Annotated in this window: 20 protein-coding genes; 7 read left to right on the top strand and 13 right to left on the bottom strand. The window is 47.1% G+C overall.

The genetic code is table 11. The annotated features are described in order from the left end of the window. Window positions 1-226: 226 nt before the first annotated feature. Complete coding sequence (locus MJO46_RS16440; RefSeq protein WP_253990253.1) at window positions 227-976, top strand: DsbA family protein; 750 nt, start codon at window positions 227-229, stop codon at window positions 974-976. A gap of 90 nt (window positions 977-1,066) precedes the next feature. Here the strand turns inward: MJO46_RS16440 and MJO46_RS16435 are convergent, their stop codons facing one another. The 3 genes from MJO46_RS16435 to hemG form a co-directional block, all read right to left on the bottom strand. Continuing rightward, entirely contained in the window at window positions 1,067-2,074 is a 1,008-nt protein-coding gene (locus tag MJO46_RS16435; RefSeq protein ID WP_253990252.1) for a DUF4382 domain-containing protein, read from the bottom strand. A gap of 331 nt (window positions 2,075-2,405) precedes the next feature. Further along, window positions 2,406-2,942, bottom strand: coding sequence for a cytochrome b/b6 domain-containing protein (locus MJO46_RS16430; protein ID WP_253990251.1), 537 nt, complete (start codon window positions 2,940-2,942; stop codon window positions 2,406-2,408). 9 nt (window positions 2,943-2,951) lie between these two features. Then, on the bottom strand, window positions 2,952-3,476 hold the full coding sequence (gene hemG / locus MJO46_RS16425; RefSeq protein WP_253990250.1) for a menaquinone-dependent protoporphyrinogen IX dehydrogenase: 525 nt from the start codon (window positions 3,474-3,476) through the stop codon (window positions 2,952-2,954). A gap of 332 nt (window positions 3,477-3,808) precedes the next feature. Between hemG and MJO46_RS16420 the strand changes: the two genes are divergently transcribed. Next, on the top strand, window positions 3,809-5,017 hold the full coding sequence (locus MJO46_RS16420; protein ID WP_253990307.1) for an MFS transporter: 1,209 nt from the start codon (window positions 3,809-3,811) through the stop codon (window positions 5,015-5,017). Between the two features lie 101 nt (window positions 5,018-5,118). Beyond that, entirely contained in the window at window positions 5,119-5,958 is an 840-nt protein-coding gene (locus tag MJO46_RS16415; RefSeq protein ID WP_198780896.1) for a TIGR03899 family protein, read from the top strand. 80 nt (window positions 5,959-6,038) lie between these two features. Here MJO46_RS16415 and cysC read toward each other — a convergent pair whose 3' ends face one another. From cysC to cobA, 5 genes are all read right to left on the bottom strand, one after another. Beyond that, entirely contained in the window at window positions 6,039-6,653 is a 615-nt protein-coding gene (gene cysC / locus MJO46_RS16410) for an adenylyl-sulfate kinase (RefSeq protein ID WP_253990249.1), read from the bottom strand. Between the two features lie 75 nt (window positions 6,654-6,728). Beyond that, a complete protein-coding gene (locus MJO46_RS16405) occupies window positions 6,729-8,453 on the bottom strand; it encodes an SLC13 family permease (protein ID WP_253990248.1) in 1,725 nt (574 codons plus the stop codon). A 3-nt stretch (window positions 8,454-8,456) separates the two neighbouring features. Continuing rightward, a complete protein-coding gene (gene cysN, locus MJO46_RS16400) occupies window positions 8,457-9,899 on the bottom strand; it encodes a sulfate adenylyltransferase subunit CysN (RefSeq protein WP_253990247.1) in 1,443 nt (480 codons plus the stop codon). A gap of 83 nt (window positions 9,900-9,982) precedes the next feature. Then, window positions 9,983-10,891, bottom strand: coding sequence for a sulfate adenylyltransferase subunit CysD (gene cysD, locus MJO46_RS16395; RefSeq protein ID WP_007645629.1), 909 nt, complete (start codon window positions 10,889-10,891; stop codon window positions 9,983-9,985). 69 nt (window positions 10,892-10,960) lie between these two features. Further along, window positions 10,961-11,794: a uroporphyrinogen-III C-methyltransferase gene (cobA, locus tag MJO46_RS16390; protein WP_253990246.1), complete on the bottom strand. Its 834-nt coding sequence runs from the start codon at window positions 11,792-11,794 to the stop codon at window positions 10,961-10,963. A 432-nt stretch (window positions 11,795-12,226) separates the two neighbouring features. Here cobA and MJO46_RS16385 point away from each other — a divergent pair, with 432 nt between their 5' ends. Both MJO46_RS16385 and MJO46_RS16380 read left to right on the top strand, forming a co-directional pair. After that, window positions 12,227-13,111: a phospholipase A gene (locus tag MJO46_RS16385; RefSeq protein ID WP_253990245.1), complete on the top strand. Its 885-nt coding sequence runs from the start codon at window positions 12,227-12,229 to the stop codon at window positions 13,109-13,111. A 62-nt stretch (window positions 13,112-13,173) separates the two neighbouring features. Then, window positions 13,174-14,724, top strand: a complete 1,551-nt coding sequence (locus tag MJO46_RS16380) for a S41 family peptidase (protein ID WP_253990306.1) — start codon at window positions 13,174-13,176, stop codon at window positions 14,722-14,724. A 42-nt stretch (window positions 14,725-14,766) separates the two neighbouring features. On the opposite strand, the gene MJO46_RS16375 is transcribed toward MJO46_RS16380, so the two are convergent. From MJO46_RS16375 to MJO46_RS16355, 5 genes are all read right to left on the bottom strand, one after another. Beyond that, window positions 14,767-16,503: a hypothetical protein gene (locus MJO46_RS16375; RefSeq protein ID WP_253990244.1), complete on the bottom strand. Its 1,737-nt coding sequence runs from the start codon at window positions 16,501-16,503 to the stop codon at window positions 14,767-14,769. 329 nt (window positions 16,504-16,832) lie between these two features. Continuing rightward, complete coding sequence (mtgA, locus tag MJO46_RS16370) at window positions 16,833-17,618, bottom strand: monofunctional biosynthetic peptidoglycan transglycosylase (protein ID WP_253990243.1); 786 nt, start codon at window positions 17,616-17,618, stop codon at window positions 16,833-16,835. A 701-nt stretch (window positions 17,619-18,319) separates the two neighbouring features. Then, window positions 18,320-19,102, bottom strand: coding sequence for a phosphoadenylyl-sulfate reductase (locus MJO46_RS16365; protein WP_253990242.1), 783 nt, complete (start codon window positions 19,100-19,102; stop codon window positions 18,320-18,322). Then, window positions 19,095-20,792: an assimilatory sulfite reductase (NADPH) hemoprotein subunit gene (cysI, locus tag MJO46_RS16360; protein ID WP_253990241.1), complete on the bottom strand. Its 1,698-nt coding sequence runs from the start codon at window positions 20,790-20,792 to the stop codon at window positions 19,095-19,097. The genes MJO46_RS16365 and cysI overlap by 8 nt, the downstream gene beginning before the upstream one ends. A 96-nt stretch (window positions 20,793-20,888) precedes the next feature. Continuing rightward, on the bottom strand, window positions 20,889-22,685 hold the full coding sequence (locus MJO46_RS16355) for an assimilatory sulfite reductase (NADPH) flavoprotein subunit (RefSeq protein WP_253990240.1): 1,797 nt from the start codon (window positions 22,683-22,685) through the stop codon (window positions 20,889-20,891). A gap of 420 nt (window positions 22,686-23,105) precedes the next feature. On the opposite strand from MJO46_RS16355, the gene MJO46_RS16350 reads away from it, so the two are divergent. Beyond that, a complete protein-coding gene (locus MJO46_RS16350; RefSeq protein WP_253990239.1) occupies window positions 23,106-24,632 on the top strand; it encodes a Re/Si-specific NAD(P)(+) transhydrogenase subunit alpha in 1,527 nt (508 codons plus the stop codon). An 11-nt stretch (window positions 24,633-24,643) separates the two neighbouring features. Then, window positions 24,644-26,128, top strand: coding sequence for a Re/Si-specific NAD(P)(+) transhydrogenase subunit beta (pntB, locus tag MJO46_RS16345; protein ID WP_253990238.1), 1,485 nt, complete (start codon window positions 24,644-24,646; stop codon window positions 26,126-26,128). The last annotated feature ends 195 nt before the right edge of the window (window positions 26,129-26,323 follow it).

Raw genomic sequence — 26,323 nt, 5'->3', positions numbered from 1 at the left:
CTGTAAATCTCAGGGGAAATAGCTCTTGGGATCACAGATTTAGTCCAATATCTCCTCGGCAATTCAGCGATAATTAAGCCTTTCAATTTACTCTGGAACCCTTTGTGAACACTGGCATCTTGGCAAGCGTCACTTCAAGAAGAAACATTCCCTGTTTGTCTAGCGCCTACTTTGCCGAGCCGTTAACAGATGATCTAAATTCAATCTAACCGACTTTGAGGAACATATGATCAAACCATTAGCCTTGGCTGTAGCCTTAATTGTCACACCGTTAAGCGCGTTTGCCGCCAACTTTGTCGAAGGCACCCATTACACCCAAGTGTCCGATAAGGCCCCGAGCAGCGAGCCCAAACTCACTGAGTTTTACTCCTTTTACTGCCATAACTGCTTCAATATGGAAACAAATTATCTACCTGATATTAAAGCTAATTTAAATAAGCAGATTAGCTTTGATAGCAAGCATGTCGATTTTATGAATAGTGCAATCGGCACTGAGGTGATGCGCTCGCTCGCGGTTATTCAAAACGTTGAGAATAAAGAGGCGATTACCCATGCCATGTTCACCGCTATCCAAGGTGAAGCAGGCGCAAATGGCCATGATCACAGCGCACCTGGTCACCAACATGAGCCGCAAATCAACAGCCGCGATGATATTAAAAAAGTCTTCGCCCAATTCGGCATAGATGCAGCCAAGTATGATGAACTGGCCGATAGCAAAGACACAGATGAAAAACTTGCCCTGTGGCGCGCACAGCAGGAACAGTTCCGAGTTGAGAGCGTTCCCACTTTTATTGTGAATGATAAATACGCGGTTAACTTAAGTAACATCAAAACCTTAGATGAGTTAATCGGCTTAGTGAATTATCTTGCTATCGAAAAAGATGCCAAAGCGCCAGCAAGCTCTGGTGGCAGTTTAGGCTGGTTATTCCTCGTCTTTGCTGCAGTGATAGGCCTAGGTCGTCAACAGCGTCTTTAAATATTGATGCCATAAAAAAACCAGCATCGCTGCTGGTTTTTTTATGATTAAGCTCATCCTCGCTGGAATAAACCCACAAAGCTAGCTTGCCTAGGGGAAATTACGCTCAGTGACCGCTTTTGCAGTAACGGTAATGCCCTGCTCATCGGCATGAATGAAAAACGGTGCGTCCACATCGTCCGCATTATTACTCACATCGGGATCATCATTTTGCGCCAAACAAGTGTAGCCTAGGCTGTAATCCCCAGTAACAACGAAACCAAACTCGTAGCCATGCCCAATTACTTGTCCGTTAGTATCCGTAATATCATTAACCCTTGCGGCGGCAATGGGAGCAATTTCAGTGGCAGTATCGGCCTCGGCACGAAAATCCTTCATCTGCTCTAACCCAGTATTAGCCGGATATAAGTAAACCGTAGGGGCAAATTCTGAACCACCAGCAGCCACTTCACATCCTTCCATTACGGTAGCACCCACAGTTCCCTTAATCGCTCCGACTTCGGATTGATTAAACAACTGAACTGAGGTTGGCTTCAGGGTCCAATAGTCCTTATTCCCATGTGGTCCCTGTAACCCTTTATTTAAATCAAATTCGGCGACAAAGTTATTCACACCCGCCGCGATAGTGAATTTTTGATTAAAAAACAGTCTTCCCGTATCGCTATCTTCCGCGCCAACACCACCACAGGAGCCATTACTGTTGGTAACTAACCCATGTGTGGCATCGTCCATAGTCTGCACAAATGAACTCTCCGCATTCGCCACTGTGCTGTTTTTCATATAGAGACACATTTGGTATTCGCCAACGGGGATGGATTGGCCACTGACTAAGGTTTCTACTGCACTACCTTGAAATTCCAACAAATCAACAAATTTGAGTTCACCATTGGGCATAACATTAAATGAATGGCTGCCAGCCTCATTTTTTAAAACCACTTGTTTAAATGCAATAGTGACTGATTTAGCATCGGCGGGATTGTCGGAGACACCTAGACTAAAGGTCCCCGTCTGTGGGGCGGGATCATCTGAATCTGAGCCGCCACAACCAAACAATAAACCAGTTAAAACAACAGCAAGAGCACTTTTTTGAATGTTCATAGGATACCTCCATTTAGGATTTCAAAATAATTCTCAACGCTTCTATAGGGTTAAACTCATTTCTGCCGGCCAAAAGACACAGATCTTTAGTCGAAAATCCTGAAGAGGCAGAGAGAGTTAAACTTAAAGACGTAGATAGAATTAAGTCTAAGAGTGAATGTATATCTTGTCGATGAACATGGGCTGAACGTTTAACCACGCTCAGCGACAGGCAAGGCATAAATGCTAGGCCACAAACCGACATAAAGGTTCCGAATCATAATGTCCCACAGTTCGCGAGACGCTATATCGGTGTGACCGGCAAAATGCTAAAAATAAATAATCTTAGGATCTATTGACGAATAAATTCAATGATATGAGTTGCTGCCAACACGAGATGAATAATCAAAAAGGCGATAAAGGCTTGGGCAAAAACCTGATGATAAGCGCGCCACTCCATTGCCGCTGCGGTATCTTGGTAGGCAAACCATGCAACACCCGTCAGCCCAGTTGCAACGAGTAATAGCATTCCAATGCCCTCCACTGTGCTAAATAACCCTTTGCCCCCCGCCACGGGGAGCTTACCGCGTGTTATCCCAACCATATCTTGCTTAAGCTGTGCCCAGTCACCCACTAGCCAGCCAAAATACAAGTGCCACTTACCCTGCAAAGTATTGCGAACCAGAAATAACCCACCGAGTAAGGCGCAAAAAAGCCCTAGGTAAACATGGAGATAATCCCAAATACTGGCGTGGCTTCTGAGGCTTCTGCCAATAAAAATCCATGGGCTAGTGCACACTAAGAAAGTACAGCAAATCACAATCCACACATGCAGATGTGCAATAAAAATAGCCAACACTTGCTTGAGCTTAGCGACCAGACTCGGCATTAGATCTCCTTACTCTGCTTGGTGAATTTGCTCGGCAAACTCGGCCACTTTCTGCCAATCCGTATATTCAACATTGGTCACAGGGTCCGTTGGACCTTTAGTTAACCACATAATAAAACGGATAATATTTCTATCTAGAGCGTTATAACCTTGGTAGTTTAAGTTCCCCCCAAAGACCTGTAACAACTTAGGTCGCCAAGTAGTTTTACTTAAAAAGGCCTGCATATAAGGGTTTGTTTCCGGCGTATTTTTCTCCGGTTTACGGGCAACTAAACTCACGGAGAAAAAGCCGCCCATTTTTTGGGTTAACAGAGACTGATGCTTCTGAATAAATTCATATAAAACAGAACTATGCTTACCATGGCGAATACTGGCACCTATGATAATTTTATCGAAGGACTCCATGGCTGGCACCGCTTTAATATCGGCAATAACAACCGAATTGCCTAAGTCTTTAAGCTGCTGCGCCAGCTGATTAGTGATTTTACGGGTCTGGCCGTGGACACTAGAGAAAATGATCAGAATTTTTTTCACTTTAGTCTCGATTTATCTCAATAAAATAAGAAAAAGCGGCCCGAAAGATAATAGGAAGAGGCGGCTTAGATTTATCTCGCAACAGGCAAACTACCTATTACGCTATTGCATACTAGGTGATTTACTCAGTCATTTACATGAAATAGATCACGAGCTTAGCCCCAACTAGTCAAGGGATATGCTGGAGTTATAGCTTGCTCACAAAAATAGATATCAAAAATGCTGGGACTCAAACTGTTACATATTCGGCATATATCAGTATGGCCTGTTATGGCTAATGAATGAAAAAAGCATTAGCATTTGAACACTTATCGCCTGAGTACCCTATATCCATGCAAAACTCTCCAACTAAAGATCCCAAAATATTATTGCTGTGGATGACCTTCGTCATGTCATTAGTGTTTGCTGTGTGGCAAGCCCTACTCAATAATTTTGTGATTGAAAAAGCCCAATTTACCGGTGCTGAAATCGGCATGTTACAAAGTCTAAGGGAAATCCCCGGCTTTCTCGCCTTTACCGCCATCTTTGTACTACTACTGATCCGCGAGCAAGCCTTTGCCCTGCTGTCACTGGCGCTATTGTGTATTGGTGTGGCCATAACTGGCTTTTTCCCGCAGGTGATGGGGCTATACATCACCACGGTATTGATGTCGGTTGGATTTCACTATTTTGAAACCATAAATCAATCCCTTACGCTCCAATGGGTCGATAAAAAAGATGCCGCTGGATTTATGGGTAAAGCACTGGCTTGGCGCTCTGCGGCGGCCCTTGTGGGCTACGCGAGTATCTGGCTGGTGATGACCTGGCTTAAGTTAGACTACTGGCATATGTATCTGATTATTGGGATCTTAGGTCTCATTATGGTGCTGAGTATGGGCCTCTACTATCCAGAGTTTGAAACCAAAGAGGTTCAACATAAAAAGATTATTCTGCGTAAACGCTACTGGCTGTATTACCTGCTAACTTTCTTTTCCGGGGCTAGGAGGCAGATTTTTATGGTCTTCGCGGGCTTTATGATGGTCGAAAAATTCGGCTATAGCGTCAGTGAGATCACGGCTTTATTTTTAATAAACTATGTAGTGAATTTACTCTTTGCCCCCGCTATCGGTCGTATTATTGGCCGCATTGGCGAACGTAATGCACTTGCTGTGGAGTATGTAGGGCTCTTTTTCGTCTTCGTCAGTTACGCGTTAGTCGAGCAAGCCCATATGGCTGCAGCGCTTTATGTTATCGATCATTTGTTGTTTGCCATGGCGATTGCCATGAAGACTTACTTCCAAAAAATCGCCGATAGCAAAGATATTGCAGCCACTATGTCAGTCAGCTTTACCATTAACCATATCGCCGCTGTCATCATTCCCGTACTCCTAGGCTTATTATGGTTAACGGACCCTGCCCTCGTCTTTTATATAGGTGCGGGTTTTGCCGTATGTTCCTTTATTTTAGCGCTCAATGTTCCGCGCCATCCTGAACCCGGTAATGAAACCTTATGGTCTTGGTCAGGCAAAAATGCGAAAACCATCGCCAATATTGTCAAATAAAGCGGCATAATCATTGGATAGGGAATAAGCTAAAGGCGTAACCTAAGGTATGAGAACGCCATGCCCTCCACCATAATGCAGGTTCAAGGATTATTCACCCGATGAAGGATTCAGATATTTTAATGTTGGCAGAAGAAGGCGAATCGACATCCGAGGTCTCAGCCCGTAAAAAAGCCCTGCTTCTCGGCCGCCAATTGGGTTTAGCCAGTGAGCAAGATTATCGCCCAGCAAACGCTTCCATTGCAGAACGAGCGCAACATAGGGCACGTAAGCTGTCGAGCCAATATCAGGCCAATGTGGAAACTATCTTTGCCCTGGCTTTGAGCTACACCCCATCGGATGTAACGGGTGTCGACCTTGATCCCGACTGGAGCCACCAGTTCTTTCTGATGGCGGAGCAAATCCATAACCGCAAGATGCAGGATCTGTGGGCACGTATTTTATCGAGCGAAATTGTTAATCCGGGGAATTTCAGCCTGCGAACCCTTGCGCTCCTTAAGCAATTAACCCACAGGGAAGCCCAAATACTGGAAAAAGCCCTAGGCATGGCGGCTAAGGTGAATAACGAACAGCGGCTAAAACTCATCAGCGGTTATCGGCTATCCGGCGGGATTGGGCAATACTTTAGAAAAACGACCTCGGTCAATTTAGGCTTATCCCAGTTTGGCCTGCCCTATTCCAGCATCTTGACCTTAGTCGATGCGGGTATACTGCACAGTAGCGAATTTGAAACAGGTCTACTAACCAGCAAAACCCCAATCCAATTCACTATGCCAGGGATACAGATGAAGTTAACCCCCAAGAACGGTAACTTACTGTTTAGCTATTATCGCTTAACGCCGATTGGTGATGAACTCGCCCAGCTGGTGCAGCCTAAGGCAGATCAAGAATACCTAAAGGCACTGCAGATCTTATTTGCCAAGGATTTTAAAATCGAATAATGGTGCACTCTTTGCGCCCCATCTCTGCCATAAAAATAGGCGCCACTTGGCGCCTATTTAATTGATTTTAAATTACATTTTTAAGATGCTTTTACCTTATCGGCATTAATCACGCTGATCGCGGTTAAGTAATCGATAAGCGCTCTAACTTGGCTCGCTAGATCGCCTTTACTGGTATCTATGGTTAACTCCGCCGCTAATGGCGCCTCATAGGGCGATGAAATCCCGGTGAAATTGCTGATCTCACCACTGCGCGCTTTAACGTACAACCCCTTAGGATCCCGCTGCTCACACACACTTAATGGCGTAGACACATGCACCTCAATAAACTGCCCTGCCGGGAAACGGGCACGAATGCTATCGCGCTCTTCACGGGTCGGGGAAATAAAGGCCGATAACACCACTAGCCCCGCATCCACCATTAACTTGGCGACTTCACCCACACGGCGTAGATTCTCGTCTCGATCTTCTACGGTAAACCCTAAGTCTTTACACAGACCATGGCGCACATTATCGCCATCGAGCAAATAAGTGTGGAATCCCGCCTCAAATAACGCCCGCTCTAATGCCCCCGCAAGGGTCGACTTGCCCGCGCCAGAAAGTCCCGTAAACCAGAGTAATACTGGATTTTGCCCCTTTTGTTCGGCCCTTGCAGCTTGATCGACAAGATGTTGATGCCACACGATATTGGTCATAAATAATCCTCACTTCCTTCGGCATCCTTGGCGACTTCAATATAAAGGTCCAAGGGCACTCAATTCACTCTAGGGCTAAAACGGAAAGATAATAGGCACCATAAAAATCACTATCAGGGAATACAGCACTGAGAGTGGTAACCCTAAACGCACGAAATCACTGAAATGGTAATTACCCGCATTAAATACCATCAAATTAGTTTGATAGCCGTAGGGCGAAATAAAACTCGCGCTGGCACCAAAGACCACGGCCATAATAAAGGGTCTGGCATCGACACCGTAATTAAGCGCAATCGCATAGGCGATCGGGAAAGCCAGCGCCGCCGCCGCGTTGTTGGTGACCAGTTCAGTCAACAACAAGGTCATCAAATACACACCGACAAAGGCGCCAAACGCTCCATAACCATTGATAACCGAGAGCAACCCTTGGGCTAAACTGTCAGCAAGGCCAGTGCTCATCATCAAGTTGGCGAGGCCTAAGGCGCTCCCCACTATCACCACTAATTCCAATGGGAAACGGCGTTTAAGCTCAGCAAGCGTGACAGCGCCAATGGCAAAATAACTGAGCAGCAAGAGCACTAACCCTTTAGCCAATGGTAATACGCCAGTGACACTCAAGACGATCGTGGCCACAAAACCTAGCAATACAAATTGGCTACGACGGCTATCTAAGCGCACATTTAAATCTAGGCCACTGATAGCGGCAAACTCTGAACTGAGCTTAGTGCTGGTACGAAAACCATCCCCAGGCGTCAGTAGTAACACATCACCGGGTTGCAGAATAATGTCACCAAGCCCGCCCTTTAGTGGGTGATGCCCACGGCGAATCGCCATCACGGCCGCATCGAACTGCTCACGAAAACGCGACTCTTTCAACGAACTGCCGACTAAACTGGATGATGGCGCAAGCACGGCTTCAACCAGATTTTGCCCCTTGGCCTGATGCTTACCAAACCAATCTAAACCGTCGAATTGATGTAATAATTCCACCGACTCGACCGCGCCGCTGAAGCGCAGTACATCGTCCGCTTGCAGCACTAACTGGGGCGGCACAGGGCAAATACAAATGCCGCTGCGTTCTAATTCAACTAGATATAACTTCTTCAATGCCCTGAGCTTGTTATCGACCACACTGCGACCGACTAAGGACGAACCTTTGGCCACATGGGCTTCGAGTAGATAGGGCAAGGTTTCATCCCCCGACTCTTCCCGTCTATCGGGCAAGGTATTGGCCAGTAGGATAAGCAGCAGCATACCTGCGATCACTATCACCACAGCGACTGGTGTAAACTCGAAAAAACCTAAGGCGGGTAAGCCTGCGTTTTCCACAAAGGAGTTCACAATCAAGTTGGTCGAGGTACCGATCAGCGTCAGTGTGCCACCTAAAATCGTCGCATAATTTAGTGGTAACAATAACTTAGCGGGCGCGTGGGCCTGATTGCGACGCACAACGCCAATCAATGATGCTACGACCGCAGTGTTATTGGTAAAGGACGACAGCAAAGCCGTCGAAAACCCAAGCTTTGTCAGTGTCATAGGCAAAGAACTATTGCCTATGACTTGACTCAACTTTCCCAGCAGAGACGTTTTTTCTAACGCCGTTGCCGCCAATACCAATAATACTAATGTGACTAAGCCAATATTTGTAAAGCTTGTTAATGCGGTATCGAGCGCCACCATACCCAACAGATAGCAGAGTAAAAAAGCAAATAAAAACAATGCTGCGGGATTAATACGGCCGCTAATTAAGCCAGTCACCAAGCCAAATAAAATAAGCGCTAATAGCCACAAGTCAGTCACTAATTAAGCTCCAAGCTTTGTAATATCAATGGCTTGCCAATGGGGGAAATGTTTACGCACTAAAGCATTAAACTCAACCTCAAAGGCACTGAATTGTGAAGACACTTGCTTGCTCACATGTTGACCCGATACCACCATCACTGCGGCAACAGTCGCATTACTCAAGCGGTCGATTAAGATCATTCCGCCCGTATCACGCACTAACGAATAGGCATCGAACACTATGTCTTCGGTCAGCTCTAAGGTCACGCGGGCAATGGCGTTTAATCCCAGTGTATCCACCTGGCTGCGTGCTAAGGTGTTAACGTCAACCACATAATCGATAGCAGTCACTGAGGCTTGTGTCTTCTTACCCGCGACTTTGATGTCGTATAACTGGCCGAGTTGTAATGGCTTTTCGTCCATCCAGACGATATCCGCAGTGATCTGATTTGCCACTGCGGGGGCAGAATCTGGCTTGGCCAATAAATCGCCACGGGAAATATCAATTTCATCCTCGAGCGTAATAGTCACAGCTTGGCCCGCAACGGCTTCCTTAAGATCGCCATCGAAGGTGACAATACGGTCAACCTTACTGCGTTTGCCCGATGGTAAAGCGACTAACTCATCGCCAACCTTGATGATGCCAGAGGCTAAAGTGCCCGCAAAACCGCGGAAATCTAAATTAGGACGTGACACATATTGCACCGGGAAACGCACGGGCAATGCACTGAGTTCGCGTTGGGTATCAATAGTTTCTAACAGCTCAAGCAGAGTACCGCCTTGATACCAAGGGCTTTGGGTGCTGCGCTCGACCACGTTGTCACCATTCAGTGCCGATAAGGGTACAAAGTGGATATCGAGGTTACCGAAATCTTTAACGAAATCCGTAAAATCGGCGCGAATACGGTTGAATACTTGCTCGTCAAACCCCAGCAAATCCATCTTGTTGACGGCAACCACGAAGTGACGAATACCCAGTAATGAGGCAATAAACGCATGGCGCTTGGTCTGAGTCTGCACGCCATAGCGGGCATCGACTAAGATCACCGCGAGATCACAGGTCGAAGCGCCCGTGGCCATATTGCGGGTGTACTGCTCATGGCCAGGGGTATCGGCGATGATGAACTTGCGCTTATCACTTGAAAAATAACGGTAGGCCACATCGATAGTGATACCCTGCTCGCGTTCGGCTTGCAGACCATCGACCAGCAAGGCCAAATCAATCGCCTCACCTGTGGTGCCCATCTTAGCGCTGTCGCTCTTTAGGCTCGCTAATTGATCTTCATAGATCTGCGCGCTGTCGTGTAACAGGCGGCCAATTAAGGTACTTTTGCCATCATCGACACTGCCACAGGTTAAAAAGCGCAGCAAACCTTTATGTTGCTGCTGGGCTAAATATTCTTTCACCCCGTGGAGGCTAATTTCCGCCGCCATACGATTGGTTTTGTTGACTGCTTTATCCATCGTTATCTCACTCTTGATCTGCTTGGCTAAAGGTCGCGCTTTGCTTGCGCCACCTTCGCGAAATAGGGTTAACCTTGCCGAGTTTAGAAGTAGCCTTGACGCTTCTTCTGCTCCATGGAGGCACTTTGATCTGAGTCGATCAATCGGCCTTGGCGTTCGCTTGAACGGGTTAACAGCATTTCTTCAATAATCTTCTCTAGGCTATCGGCCTCAGAATGCATGGCCGCCGTGAGTGGGTAACAACCTAAGGTCCTAAAACGTACCACTTCTTCTTTAATCTGCTCGCCTTCGGCTAATTGCATCCGCTCGTCATCGGCTAAGATCAACTGACCACCGCGCTCAACCACGGGGCGTTTAGCGGCAAAGTACAAAGGCACTAACTCAATGTTTTCTTGATAGATATATTGCCAAATATCTAACTCAGTCCAGTTAGATAACGGGAATACGCGAATGCTTTCGCCCTTATTTACCGCGCCGTTATAGGTGCGCCACAGTTCTGGACGTTGATTTTTAGGATCCCATCTGTGGTGACGGTCGCGGAAGGAATACACTCGCTCTTTGGCGCGGGATTTTTCTTCGTCGCGGCGAGCCCCACCGAAGGCCGCATCAAAACCGTATTGGTTCAGTGCTTGCTTTAAACCTTGGGTTTTCATGATGTCAGTGTGTTTCGCACTGCCATGGTCGAAGGGATTAATCCCCTGGGCCAAACCTTCAGGGTTGATGTGGGTCAGTAACTCGAAGCCAAATTTCTTGGCCTGGGCATCACGAAACGCGATCATCTCTTTGAATTTCCAGCCCGTGTCAACATGCAGCAGCGGAAATGGGATCTTGCCCGGATAAAAGGCTTTACGCGCTAAGTGCAACATAACGGAAGAATCTTTCCCGATGGAATACAACATCACAGGATTGTCGAATTCGGCTGCAACTTCACGAATGATCTGGATACTCTCGGCTTCCAGTTGTTGTAAGTGGCTTAATTCACGCCCGGCCATACTATTCTCCGTTTACCTAAAATTTGCTGCATTGACACAGCATGATTGCTTAATTTGTCACTTATTTTGTTAATTTGTCGATACTTTTGTTATCTGAGTCAGCTCATGCTGGCACAGAGCATTGTCTATGGCTTCTGGATTGAACCAATTAAGCGTCGCTGAAAGTGCAACGACTTCCCCTATGATCATCAGGGCTGGCATTTGTAATTCGGGATCGGCGGCAAGCTGTTCAAGCTCACCTAAGCGGCCGATAAAACGACGTTGTTCTTTAGTGGTTGCCTTTGAGACTATCGCCACAGGTGTTTCAGGGTTTCGGCCCGCATCGACTAGACCTTGGCGAATAATGCCCGCGTTAAGTATGCCCATATACACGACTAAGGTATTGTTAGGATTAGCATAACCCTGCCAATCCATAGGGCGGTTTTCTAACTGGCAATGGCCGGTGATAAAAGTGACACCTTGGGCGTGATCTCTGTGGGTCAACGGGATACCCGCATAGGCCGAAGTGCCACTGGCGGCGGTAATGCCGGGGACGACTTCAAACTCAACACCCGCTTCGACTAAGGTTTGCAGCTCTTCGCCGCCGCGACCGAAGATAAAAGGATCACCCCCTTTAAGGCGAACCACATTCTTACGGGTATAGGCTTTAGTGACAAGTAGCTGATTAATCTCATCTTGGGCGGCACTGTGTTTGCCAGCACGCTTACCAACGGCAATCTTCTCGGCTTCTTTGGGAATAAGTTCGAGAATATCTTGGCTGACTAAGGCATCGTATAACACCACATCGGCGGCTTTAAGAATCCGCCATGCCTTTAGTGTTAACAGCTCAACATCTCCGGGGCCTGCGCCAACCAGCCACACTTTGCCTTTGGCCTTTTGGCCCGGTAAAGATAAAACTTCCATCACATTCCCCAAGATCACGTTAGTCCGGTAGAAATATAGCGCCTCTTATATTCCATAATAAATAGATAATTATTAGTTTTTATATCTTTTAGTTATAACACAGTATTTAGTGACAGAAACCAACATAAAAAAGTGCCGAATAGATGCAATAAATCCAAGACAAAAATATAATAACCAATTAAATTTATTAAACTTTTAAATCTAAATGCTAATATCTTTGCTCAATCAGGACATACAAGAACTGCTGTTCTGGCACTATGTTATTGCCAAAAATTCTACTCATCTCCCTGAATGTTTGAGCTAAATCTACATTTAACCGAGTCAAGTCCAACCATAGCTTGGGTATAAGTAACAGTGAATACAATAACTAGTGTTAAGCTGGGAGATTGATTGTAGAAAGCATAAGACTGACAAACACATCAAGGAGGGCCGATGTCCCTATTTCATAAAGGTATCGCATTAATTGGGCTGTTAATTTGTACTGGGCCACTGGCGGAAGAATCTCTAGTTGAAGGGCGTGTACAGGACGAGCTTGCTACCTCAGAACGTCCCTTTGTGATCACACCGCATAAAGTCAATTACATCTTGCCTGTCACCTACAGTCCCGATCCTAATATGGAGCCCTTTACCGAAGATGCGGCCGAAAATGATTACACTTTGGATAATGTTGAAGCTAAGTTCCAGATAAGCTTTAAGTTTCCTATTTGGTACAATGTATTTGGCGACAATGGTCATCTGTTTTTTGCCTATACCAACCAATCCTATTGGCAAGTGTATAACAAAGATATCTCGTCCCCCTTCCGTGAAACTAACCACGAACCCGAAGTCTTTATGCTGTTTAATAACGATTGGAAAATCGGCAGTGTCACTAACTCTTTCTGGGGCTTTGGTGCCGTTCATCAATCTAATGGTAAGTCGGGTAGCCTTTCCCGCAGTTGGAATCGACTCTATGGCACTATGATTTTCGATGCGGGCCCCCTCGCCTTCTCCACTAAGATATGGTGGCGAATTCCAGAAGATGAAAAAACCGACCCCAATCAAGCCCAAGGTGACGACAATCCTGATATTGAAGAGTACATAGGCAGGGCTGAATTTGTCGGTGTCTATGGTATAGATGAACATAGATTCACGCTCACCCTAAAAAATAATCTAAAGGATATCGACAGAGGTTCGGCAGAATTAACCTGGAGTTATCCGATTGCAGGTAATCTACGCTTTTATACTCAATACTTTAATGGATATGGTGAGAGCCTGATCGACTACAACTACCATAACCAACGCATAGGGATCGGAGTCTCACTCAATGATATTCTTTAAGGTGACAGCGGACAAAAATCAGCCATAATTCTATGCCTACTCGACCAGCACTATAGATGAATATGAGTTTTAGCTACCGCAGCATAGTCACATTACTCACTGCCATTATCCTCGCGAGCTTAATTAAGCTCGCGTTTTTTGCTCTGCCTGACGAAACACTTAGCCCTGAATTAAGTGCACAGGATATACGACAAGATCTCTTTGCATTACTCGACCAAATTGAGCAACACTCGGCGTTTTATGCCTTAAATCCACCTAAAAACACCGAACAACTCACCCATATGGCAACGCTCATTGCCGAGCAATACCAAGATCTCACGCCCAATGGCAGATTCGCCGCAGAAATAACTAAGCTACTCAATACCATGAAAGATCCTGGCTCCCAAGTCAGTCACTTTGACGATAATGGTGGTGATCTGCCCCTAACTCTTAGGCCGATAAACGAGCAATGGCTCGCATTAGATGCTAAAAATAGCCCTATTAATCCTGATTTCCCCTTTATTACCCATATCGATGGCCTGCCTTTAAGTAAATGGGTCACGGCGAGCCAAGCCTACCTGCCAGAACCCGCAAAAGAGAGCCAAGAGATGCAATTGCCTTGGCTTAAAAAGCTCAATTTGTTACGGGAAGATTTAGGGCTCAGTCTCAAATCTTATGTGCTGATCACCTTAATTAATGACGAGTTGCAAACCCAGCAGGTGACGATAGCCTTAGCTCAAAAATCACCACGCAATCACGCAGCGATGACGGCTAATACAGAGGCCTCGGAACCTACAGCTAGCGAATTTTTAACTCAACTTTCCGAATTAAAATCGGCAATATTGCCAAAAACGGCTTACCCATTAGAAACCATCAACAACACCACAGTGAGACTAAGGATCGACGATCTCTATGCCTTCGAGCAGGACAAGACACAACAACAAGCCCTGATTGAAGGCATGAAACAGCCGTTACTGGTGGTCGATCTGCGGGAAGCCCATGGCTTTAGCCCTAAATTGCTCAGTATGCTATCCCGCTATCAGGATGCTTCTTCAGATAGTCGACCGCTTCGCCAAATAATGGGATTTGCCCATTACCGCCGCTCCCCAGAATTTAGGAACGATTACCTGCAGCCCCTCAACTTTAAACCTTTAGCGGCGCTCGATTTTAGCTTACCAAAGCTGAAAATGCTGACTCGGCACTTACCTGATATCGATGAGAACAAATTTAGCCCTTGGTATGTCCGAACTAAACCCGATGTTACCCCCGAGGGGAGTAATCGCCTTGCACTACTGGTAAGCCCGCGGTGCCGGCAGGAATGTGAATGGATAGCTTACCGGACTAAAGCCTGGTCTAGGGTAAATTTGATCGGGGAGAAAACCTCGGGGGATTTTGCAAGACAATACCATTTTACTTTACCCAATAGTGGCTTAGAGGTAGGTTTTAGCAGCTCACTTACCTATGATGCCAAGGGACAACTGCTATCGGGAAATGGCACAGAACCCGATATTTTGTTACCTCAAAATAGTGATATTGAATGGCAGGGCCTAGTGAGTTTAGTTAAATCAGCGCCCCCTAAGTCGGTCAGTTCCTTTAGATCACAGCCTAGACTTGCCCAAAACCATTCGCTATAAAAAAGCCCGCAATTTGCGGGCTTTTTTATCACAGACAAGGGCTTACTTGTTATCGCCAGCCTTAGAGTTCATCACTGAGCCGAAGACTAATCCTTGCTTATTAACGTCGAAACTCATTTGAACGCGCATGTTGTAATCCTTCAACATTTGCAATTCCTCGGGGATAGGTTCGCCACTCATTTCTAGCAGTGTCAGCACTGGGGTAAACATTTTGCCGTAATCCGCCGACATGCTATAGAGGCCATTTGCTGCGATTTTTTCATCCGCTAACTTATTGGCCAAGGCTAAACCTTTATCACCACTGTAAACCACTAAGTGTTGGCCTTTAATCGCCAACATTGGTTTGATACCTAACTCTGGTGGCAACATTAATATTGGTGATAAATCCGTTGCGTCACCATTTTCGGCCAATTGCACTTCGGCAAGCATAGGCGCGAAGGGTTTCACCATATTAAATAGCATCGATGGATTATCGGCACTCAGGCTCACTAAGGCATCTAAGCTTTCAAGCTTTGGCTCTTGATCCTGTGAACTCATCTTATAATCGAGTAATGAGACACTCATGCCCTTCACGCCATTTGCCATGCCCGTAAACATGCCAAGCATGGCAGGACTCTGCTGACTCAATTCGGCTTGCAATTCAGCCAGTGGCGCACAGGTTAACTGCGGCTTTTGCAGATCGTCCCAAATCGCCGTGAGTGAAGGCGCGACTTCGTTAACATCGAGGCCTAATCCCATAGAGAAGATAGTGCTATCGATATTGGCTAAGTGAGCCGGAATGAACCCACGCATTTTTTGCAATGCCGTGAGGATTGGCTGATTTTTAGTTTCAACCACAAAAGAGGCCGCCATATGGCTCTCTTTTTCCGTCGCAGAGAAGGCGGTTAATCCGGCAACTGTACGCGGCCAGTTTGCAGCAATGGCAGTCAACTCACTACGGCATTCAGGCGTTCTGATCTCGGCTAAGGGATCGACACCCTCATTCTCATCGGCGAGGAACTTAGTCAGTTGCTTCGACAGCATATTGCTATCGGGGGAGGTCAAGGCCTTAACAATTTCAACATGGTTGATAAAGCTGACGCTATCTTCCATAAAACCATGGGTCTTGATGATCTCTTGCAGTATGCCGGAAGAGGCGAGTGATTGCGGCGCCTTCTTCAAACCGAGCGCCATTTCTAATAATTCAGGCTCAGTCACCGAAGTGCTGAAAGTCACAGTTAAAATACCGTCCTTATGGGCGAATAAAAGATCTGCTTTTTCAGTAGACTCTGCATCGGATAACGCGTAAGCGCGATAATCTACACCGCCAACTTGACGCATTTCATGGGTTACACCACTGTCCTTTTCGGCTTTATCCAGCACAGCCCAAAATGCGGCCACTTGATTCATCTCGATTTTTAAAACAGGCAAAGCACCGAGAGTATAGAAATATGATTTTACTTCATCGGCTAAACCGAAGGTTTTTAGTAATACGGCAGGTTCTTTAATACCTTCCATATATTGCTGATAGATACTCACAAAGAACTTGCCCATCGGACTATCGAGCTCGCTCAATTCAGCGAGGGCATCCGTTGGGTATTGCTGGTAATTACCAGAAATCGACTGTAAATACGCTTTTAACGGAAATGGCTTCAACTGACCAGAAAACACGGGGGTATCGGCAGGCACATAATCGAGTAAAGGATTTGCTGAGGCACTCGAGCTTGTTCCATGCTGTGTGTACCAATACGCACCCGCACCCGCTGCAATTATCGCCGCAGCAATGACCATCTTTTTCATCTAAAAAACTCCATTTTATGACAATTCAATTTTATGAAAACAATACCTGAAGTATTAGTCCTAGGCATTTGAATATTTATCCGCTCTTACATATCCCTTACGCAGATAATGCAAAATCAGAAAACTAAGGTGTAAAATTTGCCCGACAATTTAACATTAAACCGACACAGAAGCGAACAGGATAGGCTTTCAAACCATTATTGCCTATTAAGATTAACATTTACTAAACACATCCCCATTCTAATTTTAACTCGGTAATAAAAATCCCCTAAGTCGCTGGCGAGTAAGCAAGGTATTCAAAGAATAAACTCACTTTACTCAACCGAGCCTTATTCCGCCCCATGGACTTTATTAAGAGTAATATTACCGAGCTGGCGCATTTGCTTACGGATCCAAGCCGAGCGTCGTTCAACATATTGGGATGGCGGTGACACCTTATACCGCCAGGGATTAGGTAATACCGCCGCCAGTAAAGAAGCCTCATAACGGTTAAGTTTGGCCGCACTCTTAGCAAAATAATGTTTAGATGCCGCTTCGGCGCCGTAAATTCCAGGGCCAAATTCGACAATATTTAAATACACCTCAAGAATACGGGACTTATCCCAAATCAGCTCCATTAGCAGCGTAAACCAAGCCTCTATTCCCTTACGTAAAAAACTACGACTCGACCACATAAATAGATTTTTTGCCGCCTGCTGGCTCAACGTACTGGCGCCACGCACTTTATTGCCTTTTTGGTTGTATTCGAGTGCAGAGCTTATTGCGGCAAGATCAAAGCCATTATGGTTAGCAAACTTTTGATCCTCGGCGGCAATCACGGCTAATTGCAACTCGGGGGAGATTTGCTCAAGTCCACGCCACTGGTGCCGCACCTCGGTTATGGGCGCGGGTGGAAATAACGCCCGCTCAATGCGCCAGGTCCATATTGGAGGATCGACAAAACGAAATAACACCACGATCAGAATCGAGCTTAGCCATAAGCCGAATATGATTTTGCCTATCCAAGCGAACAATCGCTTAAGGCCTCGCTTTCCCGATTTAGGCACAGGAGGATTGACCTTGCCAGTAGGGAGACGGTTGACATGATCGCGCATCGCATACAGAGGTGCGCTCATTCATATCTATCCATTGGAATAAGTTCATTATTTTTCTTATTAATCATATGCATTGTGATAGTTATTAAACCATTTATAGCGAGGTATGCGGCCAGTATTTTGTCATAAATTAAGCCATAAACCGAGAAAAAACGGCAATAGGAACAAAAGATTAAATAAGGGATAGAGCAAACATGATTAAAGCGGGCTTAACTCGACCTCGGCAGCTTTGACGACAGCTGACCGAGGCGAAGATGACTGATTAACGAGGGCTAGCAAGTCAATCAAACTGCTTGATACTCGCAGGTGCGAGCGAGGTCCTTTGGAACATTTACTGCCTTCAGTCTCGTTATATCGTTACACAGCAAACTAAGCCCATAAATAACAATATTCAACAACTTAACATCGCAAAACAGCGATTAAATCGAATTTGCGCAGTAAAATCCCTCAAGACTATCTACGGGAACTTCGAAATATAGCTCAAATAGATTTAATGTGCATAACTCTGTGAGTAAAAATGTACAATATTTTTTAAGCAACAGTCACGAATAAGGTAACCATATGAAAATCAACTTTATCTTATTTTAATGACAGCAGAATGACAGCTGAGATTTCGCAGCCATTGACGCGCTTTAAAATCGAGCAATCGCAAAATATTTAGGCCATAAACAAAAACACCCCAAACAAAATTGAGGTGTTTAATATTTAAATCAATAGGATGACTAAATATCGTAGTGCAGGCCACACTCACGTTTTAGGCCATTAAAGCGGGTTTCTTCCTCAGTCATGCCTAATTCGAGTGGTTTACTCGAATGGGTATCACCAACAGAAACATAGCCTTGCTCCCAAAGTGGGTGGTACGGCAGGCCAAATTGCGTCAAATAGAGATGCACATCTTTATTCGACCATTCGATAATCGGCAGCAACTTAAAGCGCGTGCCATGGATAGCTAATATCGGCAGCGCCTCACGGGTGCTGGCTTGGCTGCGCCTCAGCCCTGCAAACCAAGTACCGACCTCAAGCTCGGCCAAGGCGCGTTGCATAGGCTCAACTTTATTTAAACGGTTATATTGCTCTAGCCCGTCTACCCCTTGTTCCCACAACTTGCCAAAGCGCGCCTCCTGCCATGCCGAAGTTATTGGCGCTTGATACACTTTTAAATTCAGCGATAAACGCTCGGTCAGCTCATCGATAAATTGATAGGTCTCAGGGAACAAATAACCCGTATCCGTGAGGATCACCGGAATATTTGCCTCTGCCTGACTCACCATATGCAGCATCACTGCGGCTTGGATCCCAAAGCTTGAGGATAGCGCATGATTACCGGGCAAATAAGCTAGCCCCCAGAGCACTCGCTCCTGCGCGCTCAATCCGGCTAAGAACTGATTGATGCGCTCAAGCACTAGCGCCTGCTCTGCCTTAGGCGCATTCAATAGCGCCTTAAGTTCGGCAACGCTTATCACAGTCGGCACTGTAACAGTGTTTTTTTGCTCAAGATCAGCCATGAAAATCCTTAGCGGCATCGATCACCGCCTTCACTACGCCCACACGGACGGTGAAGTTACCAAAGGTTTCGCCAGCATCACGCTCGACGGCGTAGCGGCCAAACAAGGTATCCAACTCGGCGAGAATTTCCGCCTCTTGGATATTTTCTCTGTGCATCTTATTCAGACGAGTTCCTTCAAAGCTTGCACCAAGGTACAAGTTATAGCGACCCGGCGCCTTACCCACAAGACCAATTTCAGCGGCAAATGGGCGGGCACAACCGTTAGGGCAACCCGTCATTCGCACTACAATCGCTTGCTCGCTGATACCGTGTTTTGCCTGCAGCGCATCGATATGGTCGATAAACTCAGGGAAATAACGCTCGGCTTCCGCCATCGCTAATGGACAGGTCGGCAACGCCACACAGGCAATCGAGTGACCGCGGGTTTGCGTCAACACTTGACCCAGCAGACCGTGTTTACGGGCTAAACCTTCAATGGTGGCTTTATCTTCCGCTGCGACGCCTGCGATGATCATATTTTGATTCGAGGTCATGCGGAAATCGCCCTTGTGGATCTTAGCAATTTCACGCAGCCCCGTTTGCAGGGATTGGCCCGGTAAATCTTTAATACGACCGCTTTCGATAAATAAGGTTAAATGCCACTTACCGTCAACGCCTTCGACCCAACCATAACGGTCGCCGCGATCGCCGATAACAACCTCACGCTTAGGCTCAAATTTTACTCCTGCACGCAGCTCGACTTCGGCTTTAAATTTCTCATAGCCATGGTCGACGATAGTGTATTTAAGGCGTGAACGCTTACGGTTAGAGCGATTACCCCAGTCGCGTTGCACTGTCATCACAGCTTCGGCAAATTTCATCACATCTTCAGTTTTGATAAAACCAAAGTCGTCAGCCAGACGTGGGAAGGTTTCTACTTCGCCATGGGTCGAACCCATGCCACCACCCGCAGTCAGGTTAAAGCCAACCAGCTCGCCATTTTCGGCAACAGCGATAAAGCCTAAATCGTTGGTGTAAACGTCAACATCATTATCAGGAGGAACCGCAACCGCCATTTTAAACTTACGTGGCAAGTAGGTTTTGCCATATACAGGTTCAACGGTTTCATCTTCCGTGGTCAGCAGTTTTTTTTCATCTAACCAGATTTCGGCATAGGCGCGGGTGTGTGGCAGCAGATGATCGGAGAGCTTTTTCGCCACCGCATACGCTTGCTCGTGCAATTTAGATTCTACCGGATTGGGGTTACACATCACGTTACGATTAACATCACCACAGGCGGCAATCGAATCCAGCGCTTCGCGGTCTAAGTCTTGAATAATAGTCTTCAAGTTACGCTTTGGAATACCGTGGTATTGGAAGGTTTGACGGGTAGTCAACCGAATGCTGTTTGAGCTGGTTAAGGTCGAGGCAATTTTGTCCACGCCTAACCATTGCTTAGGTGTACAAATACCGCCTGGCACGCGGGCACGCAACATAAAGCTGTATAAAGGCTCGAGTTTTTGCTCTTTACGTTCGTTACGTAAATCGCGGTCATCTTGCTGATAGAAGCCGTGGAATTTGATCAGTTGCTGATCGCCATCGCTAAAACTGCCGGTCACCGAAGAATCTAACCCCTCTTTAATGGTGCCACGCAGGTAATCGCTGTCGGTTTTTAGGTATTCGTTTAATGCTAACTTTTGCTCACTCATGGCAACGGCCTCTTAAATTCATTTTGCGACTGCACGGGTTATGGCGTGCAGCTTTGGCTATTCTTATGCGTTTCTTATGTGCGTATCCGATTGAAATTAATACACGTCTTTTTGGTAACGCTTATCGCTGCGCAGGGTTTCAAAGTAGGCTTCTGCCGCTTCGCTATTTAAACCACCGACTTCAACGGCCACCTCAATCAAGGCTTGATGAACATCTTTCGCCATCCGCTCAGCATCGCCGCAAATGTAAATATGCGCACCATTTTGCAGCCATTGCCACAGGGCCTGACCTTGCTCTTTAATGCGGTGCTGCACATAGATCTTATGGGCTTGGTCGCGGGAGAACGCCACATCGATACGGCTGAGATCGCCATTTTTCAAATACTGTTGCCACTCGGTTTGATACAGGAAATCCTGCTCAAAGTGTGGATTGCCGAAGAATAACCAGCTATCACCTTGAATACCTTGTGCCACGCGTTCCTGCATAAAGGCTCGGAACGGCGCAACCCCCGTGCCAGGCCCAATCATGATCACCGGCGTTTCTGGGTTTTCGGGTAAACGGAAGTGCTTGTTCGGCTCAACATAAACCTTAACTTGCGTGCCTTCCTGCGCTGAGGCTAAGAAATGTGACGCGCCGCCAAAACGGGCCGCGCCGTGGCGCTCATCTTCCACTAAGGCCACAGTTAAATGGACTTCTGTCTCGACTTCGCTTTGGCTTGAGGCGATAGAGTAGAGTCTTGGGGTTAACGGCCGCAGTAACTCAAGCAGTTTTGCCGCCGTCACAGCCGCAGAGCTTGCTAATGGATATAGGGTAACTAAGTCCGCCAATTGATGCTTAAGGATAAACTGGCGTACTTGTTCTTTATCTTCGCTCAATGCCAACAGATCAGCACTGCCGCTCAGTTCAGCCCAGGCTTTGACTAATCCAGGATACAACTGGGTCAATTCTTTCTTATCGACCAAGGCTTGCTTAAGAGTCAAGGACTCAGTTCCAATAACCACTTGCTCATCACCTGAGAGTGACAGGGCAGTTAAAATCTCTTCAACTAAGGCTTCATCATTACTAAACCACACACCGAGGGCATCACCCGCTTGATAGCTTAACCCTGAGTCACCTAGGTCAATTTCAACATGGCGTACATCCCGGTCTGATCCGCGGCCGGTAATTTTCTGGCTCACTAACACTTCGGCGCTATAGGGGTTTTGTTTAGCAAACTCGTTTTCGCCCAGCGCTTTGGCCGTACCTATAGATACAACAGTCGCAGAAGATGTCTGGATTAAGGGTTTAACGGCCTCTAAGACATCGGCGTGCCACTGGCCAGCGGCAACTTCATAGTCCACATCGCACTCAACTAGAGGTAATAATGATTTGGCCCCCAGTGCCGCGAGGCGGGCATCGAAATCTTTACCGGTTTGGCAGAAGAACTCATAACTAGAATCCCCCAATGCCAGCACTGCGTAATGTAGATTGTCTAACTTAGGGGCGCGTTTCGATGCTAAAAACTTATGTAATTCAATCGCATCATCGGGAGATTCACCTTCACCATGGGTGCTGACCACCAGCAAGAGTAAGGTTTCTTGCTTCAATTGGCGGACATTGTATTCGCCCATAGAGGCCAGATTGACCGCATAACCTTGCGCCTGCGCCTTATCGGCGAGCGCCTTAGCAATGCCACGGCCATTACCGGTTTGGCTGCCATAGAGAATAGTCACAGTCTGCGCGGTTTGAGCGTCAGCCACTGGCGCGAGTTGGCCCGCATTAGCCGTTGCAGCAAGATAGCCACTCACCCAAGCCAACTGTACTGCACTTAACTCTGAAGTGAGTTGTTTTAGCTTATCGACTTGTCCTTGAGACAATGGCGAAGCCAGCGATGAAAGTTCTTTTAACAGCATGAGATGGCCCTATGACAGTGTAATGTCCACAAGCTTATCGCGGTTTAAGAAAAGCAAAAAAGAATAAAATTTGATTTTTAATTCCATTTTGGAATATACAAAGTGCAAAATTTAGGCTACAAAAGTGTGCACTGGTTAAAAGTTTTTGATCCGACCAGTATAGAAACGACCAGCTTGAGCAATATGCGCTTGTGTCAAACCAAAGTATTGCCACAATGGTGAAGAGCCTGCTGTACAGTGACCTTTTGTTGCTCGCAGAGAAGTTTGTTTTAAAAGCACAAATTTCATGCCTAGATTTAATGCGCTAACTTACCGCGATTGAATAGACGAGTTAATTCTTACTGCGACCTAGCCCTACCTAGGTTTAGCTCAGGGGAAGCGCTCAGGCGGAACGATTATACAAACCACCAGGGAGTAATCATGCAAATTGGAATACCGAGAGAGAGTCTCGCCGGTGAGACTCGGGTCGCCGCGACCCCCGCCACCGTCGAGCAGCTTAGAAAACTCGGCTTTGAAGTTGTTATTGAGGCCAATGCAGGTCTACTGTCAAGCTTCGATGATGCAGCCTTTGAGGCGGCGGGCGCGAAGGTGACAACTGACGTTTGGCAAGCGGAGCTGATTTTTAAGGTCAATGCCCCAAGCGATGCAGAAATTGACCAGATTAAAGAGGGCGCTACCTTAGTCAGCTTTATTTGGCCCGCGCAAAACCCTGAGTTGGTTGAGAAACTATCTCAACGCAAGATCAACGTGATGGCGATGGACATGGTGCCACGCATCTCCCGCGCCCAGTCACTCGATGCCCTCTCCTCTATGGCAAATATCGGCGGTTATCGCGCCGTTGTCGAAGCGGCGCATCAATTTGGTCGTTTCTTTACTGGCCAAATTACCGCTGCCGGTAAAGTTCCGCCCGCGAAAGTGCTAGTGATTGGTGCCGGTGTTGCCGGTCTTGCCGCCATTGGTACTGCGGGTTCACTTGGCGCCATAGTGCGAGCCTTCGATACCCGCTTAGAAGTAGCAGAGCAAATTGAGTCTATGGGCGGCCAGTTCCTAAAACTGGACTTCACCAACGAAGATGGCAGCTCATCGGACGGTTACGCTAAAACCATGTCGGATGAATTTATCGCCGCCGAAATGGCACTATTTGCCGAGCAAGCCAAGGAAGTCGATATCATCATCACCACGGCGCTGATCCCAGGTCGTCCCGCACCTAAGCTCATCACCAAAGAAATGGTCGATAGCATGAAGAGCGGCTCTGTGATCGTCGACTTAGCCGCAGCAACGGGCGGTAACTGTGAATACACCCAATCGGGCGAGCTATTTGTTACTCCGAACGGCGTCAAAGTGATTGGTTATACTGACCTTCCCGGCCGCTTGCCCGCGCAATCGTCACAGCTTTATGGCACTAACTTAGTCAACCTGATGAAGTTAATGTGTAAAGAAAAGGACGGCACAGCTAGCATCAACTTCGATGATGTGGTCATGCGCAATATGACGGTGATCAAAGAAGGCGAAGTGACCTTCCCGCCACCACCGATTTCGGTTTCTGCGGCGCCAGCAAAACCAGCGGCGAAAATCGCGCCTAAAGACACAACCCCGAAGGCACCATCTAAGCTCAAATACGTGCTAGCCGCCTTAGGCGTCGCCGGATTTGCCGCCGTGGCATCGGTTGCACCGCCAGAGTTTCTGTCCCATTTCACCGTCTTCTTGTTGTCCTGCGTCGTCGGCTATTACGTGGTGTGGAACGTATCCCACTCACTGCATACGCCTTTGATGTCAGTCACTAACGCGATTTCGGGCATTATCGTGGTCGGCGCGCTACTGCAAATCGGTCAGGGTTCAACTTTGGTCACTGTACTGGCGTTTATCGCCGTGCTGATCGCCAGTATTAACATCTTCGGTGGCTTTACCGTCACTCAGCGCATGCTGAAGATGTTCCGTAAGGATTAAGGGGGTTTAACGTGTCTCAAGGACTGGTAACAGCAGCTTATATCGTTGCCGCCATTCTCTTCATCTTCAGTCTCGCGGGACTGTCGAAGCAAGAGACGGCAAAACACGGCAATATTTTCGGTATCACAGGTATGGCGATAGCCCTACTGGCAACCATTTTTAATCCGGACACTAGCGGTGTCGCCTGGATTTTAGTCGCCATGGTGATCGGGGGTGCCATAGGTGTCCGTTTAGCATTAAAAGTTGAAATGACTGAAATGCCCGAACTGGTCGCGGTGCTTCACAGTTTTGTGGGCTTGGCCGCAGTATTGGTGGGTTTCAACAGCTTTATCGACTTACATCCAGAGCAAGTGTCGCAAGTGGTGGTGGCCGTCGGTGGGGATATTAATTCGACCCTAGCCGCAGTGCAGGATGCCTTAAGTGAAGCGGCTAAGTCTGCAGACAAAGCCCATCTCACTGGCGCTATGCTTAATATTCACTTGGTCGAAGTCTTCCTCGGGATCTTCATCGGTGCGGTGACCTTTACGGGTTCTATCGTGGCCTTTGGTAAGTTACGCGGGCTGATCTCATCTAAGCCTTTGATGTTGCCACATCGCCATAAACTCAACCTAGTTGCGGTATTAGTGTCTTTTGCCCTGTTGGTGTACTTCGTACAAACGGGTGGTACTATGCCGGCGCTGCTGCTGATGACCTTAATTGCCTTCGCCTTTGGCTGGCATTTAGTGGCATCCATTGGCGGCGCGGATATGCCAGTGGTCGTGTCTATGCTGAACTCCTACTCGGGTTGGGCAGCGGCGGCAGCGGGCTTTATGCTGTCGAACGACCTGTTAATTGTGGTCGGCGCATTAGTGGGTTCATCGGGTGCGATTCTGTCTTACATTATGTGTAAAGCAATGAATCGCTCGTTTATTTCAGTTATCGCGGGCGGCTTTGGCACAGATGGTGTGGCCTCTAGCGGCGATGAAGAAATGGGCGAATACCGCGAGACCAACGCCGAAGATGTGGCGGATATGCTGAAAAACGCGACGTCTGTCATCATCACCCCAGGCTACGGTATGGCAGTGGCACAGGCGCAATATCCTGTGGCTGAAATCACCCAAAAACTGCGCGATCGCGGCGTAAAAGTGCGTTTTGGTATCCACCCTGTGGCGGGCCGTTTACCCGGCCATATGAACGTACTGCTGGCGGAAGCGAAAGTCCCCTACGATATCGTGCTGGAAATGGACGAAATCAACGAAGACTTTAATGACACAGATGTAGTGCTGGTCATTGGCGCCAACGACACGGTTAACCCTGCGGCGATGGAAGATCCGGGTAGCCCAATTGCAGGTATGCCAGTGCTGGAAGTGTGGAAAGCGCAAAACGTGATTGGCTTTAAACGTTCGATGAACACAGGTTATGCCGGCGTGCAAAACCCGCTGTTCTTCAAAGAAAATACCCAAATGCTGTTTGGGGATGCTAAGGCCAGCGTCGAAGCGATTTTAAAAGCGCTGTAATGCGTTTGTTAGCTTAATTGCTACATCAAATCACAAAGGGAGCCATTGGCTTCCTTTGTTTTTAGCGGCTTTATTGCGCTATGTTTTCACATATTTTTAAGCCGGTTCAGCTAGTCTCTGCGCAATTTATCGCTTCAGGTAAAACTGAATCAATCAAAAGGATACTTTGATGCTGCTTGGATTATTTATTCTGTC

Origin of the sequence: Shewanella sp. KJ2020 (assembly GCF_024197625.1) — a bacterium.
Lineage (GTDB): Bacteria > Pseudomonadota > Gammaproteobacteria > Enterobacterales > Shewanellaceae > Shewanella.
This window is presented reverse-complemented; position numbering and strand designations above follow the sequence as displayed.

Excerpts from the sequence above, each read along its gene's own strand:
- MJO46_RS16440 (WP_253990253.1), top strand. The coding sequence starts at position 227 with ATGATCAAACCATTAGCCTTGGCTGTAGCCTTAATTGTCACACCGTTA.
- MJO46_RS16435 (WP_253990252.1), bottom strand. The coding sequence starts at position 2,074 with ATGAACATTCAAAAAAGTGCTCTTGCTGTTGTTTTAACTGGTTTATTG.
- MJO46_RS16430 (WP_253990251.1), bottom strand. The coding sequence starts at position 2,942 with ATGCCGAGTCTGGTCGCTAAGCTCAAGCAAGTGTTGGCTATTTTTATT.
- MJO46_RS16420 (WP_253990307.1), top strand. The coding sequence starts at position 3,809 with ATGCAAAACTCTCCAACTAAAGATCCCAAAATATTATTGCTGTGGATG.
- MJO46_RS16415 (WP_198780896.1), top strand. The coding sequence starts at position 5,119 with ATGAAGGATTCAGATATTTTAATGTTGGCAGAAGAAGGCGAATCGACA.
- cysC (WP_253990249.1), bottom strand. The coding sequence starts at position 6,653 with ATGACCAATATCGTGTGGCATCAACATCTTGTCGATCAAGCTGCAAGG.
- cysN (WP_253990247.1), bottom strand. The coding sequence starts at position 9,899 with ATGGATAAAGCAGTCAACAAAACCAATCGTATGGCGGCGGAAATTAGC.
- cysD (WP_007645629.1), bottom strand. The coding sequence starts at position 10,891 with ATGGCCGGGCGTGAATTAAGCCACTTACAACAACTGGAAGCCGAGAGT.
- cobA (WP_253990246.1), bottom strand. The coding sequence starts at position 11,794 with ATGGAAGTTTTATCTTTACCGGGCCAAAAGGCCAAAGGCAAAGTGTGG.
- MJO46_RS16385 (WP_253990245.1), top strand. The coding sequence starts at position 12,227 with ATGTCCCTATTTCATAAAGGTATCGCATTAATTGGGCTGTTAATTTGT.
- MJO46_RS16380 (WP_253990306.1), top strand. The coding sequence starts at position 13,174 with ATGAGTTTTAGCTACCGCAGCATAGTCACATTACTCACTGCCATTATC.
- MJO46_RS16375 (WP_253990244.1), bottom strand. The coding sequence starts at position 16,503 with ATGAAAAAGATGGTCATTGCTGCGGCGATAATTGCAGCGGGTGCGGGT.
- mtgA (WP_253990243.1), bottom strand. The coding sequence starts at position 17,618 with ATGAGCGCACCTCTGTATGCGATGCGCGATCATGTCAACCGTCTCCCT.
- MJO46_RS16365 (WP_253990242.1), bottom strand. The coding sequence starts at position 19,102 with ATGGCTGATCTTGAGCAAAAAAACACTGTTACAGTGCCGACTGTGATA.
- cysI (WP_253990241.1), bottom strand. The coding sequence starts at position 20,792 with ATGAGTGAGCAAAAGTTAGCATTAAACGAATACCTAAAAACCGACAGC.
- MJO46_RS16355 (WP_253990240.1), bottom strand. The coding sequence starts at position 22,685 with ATGCTGTTAAAAGAACTTTCATCGCTGGCTTCGCCATTGTCTCAAGGA.
- MJO46_RS16350 (WP_253990239.1), top strand. The coding sequence starts at position 23,106 with ATGCAAATTGGAATACCGAGAGAGAGTCTCGCCGGTGAGACTCGGGTC.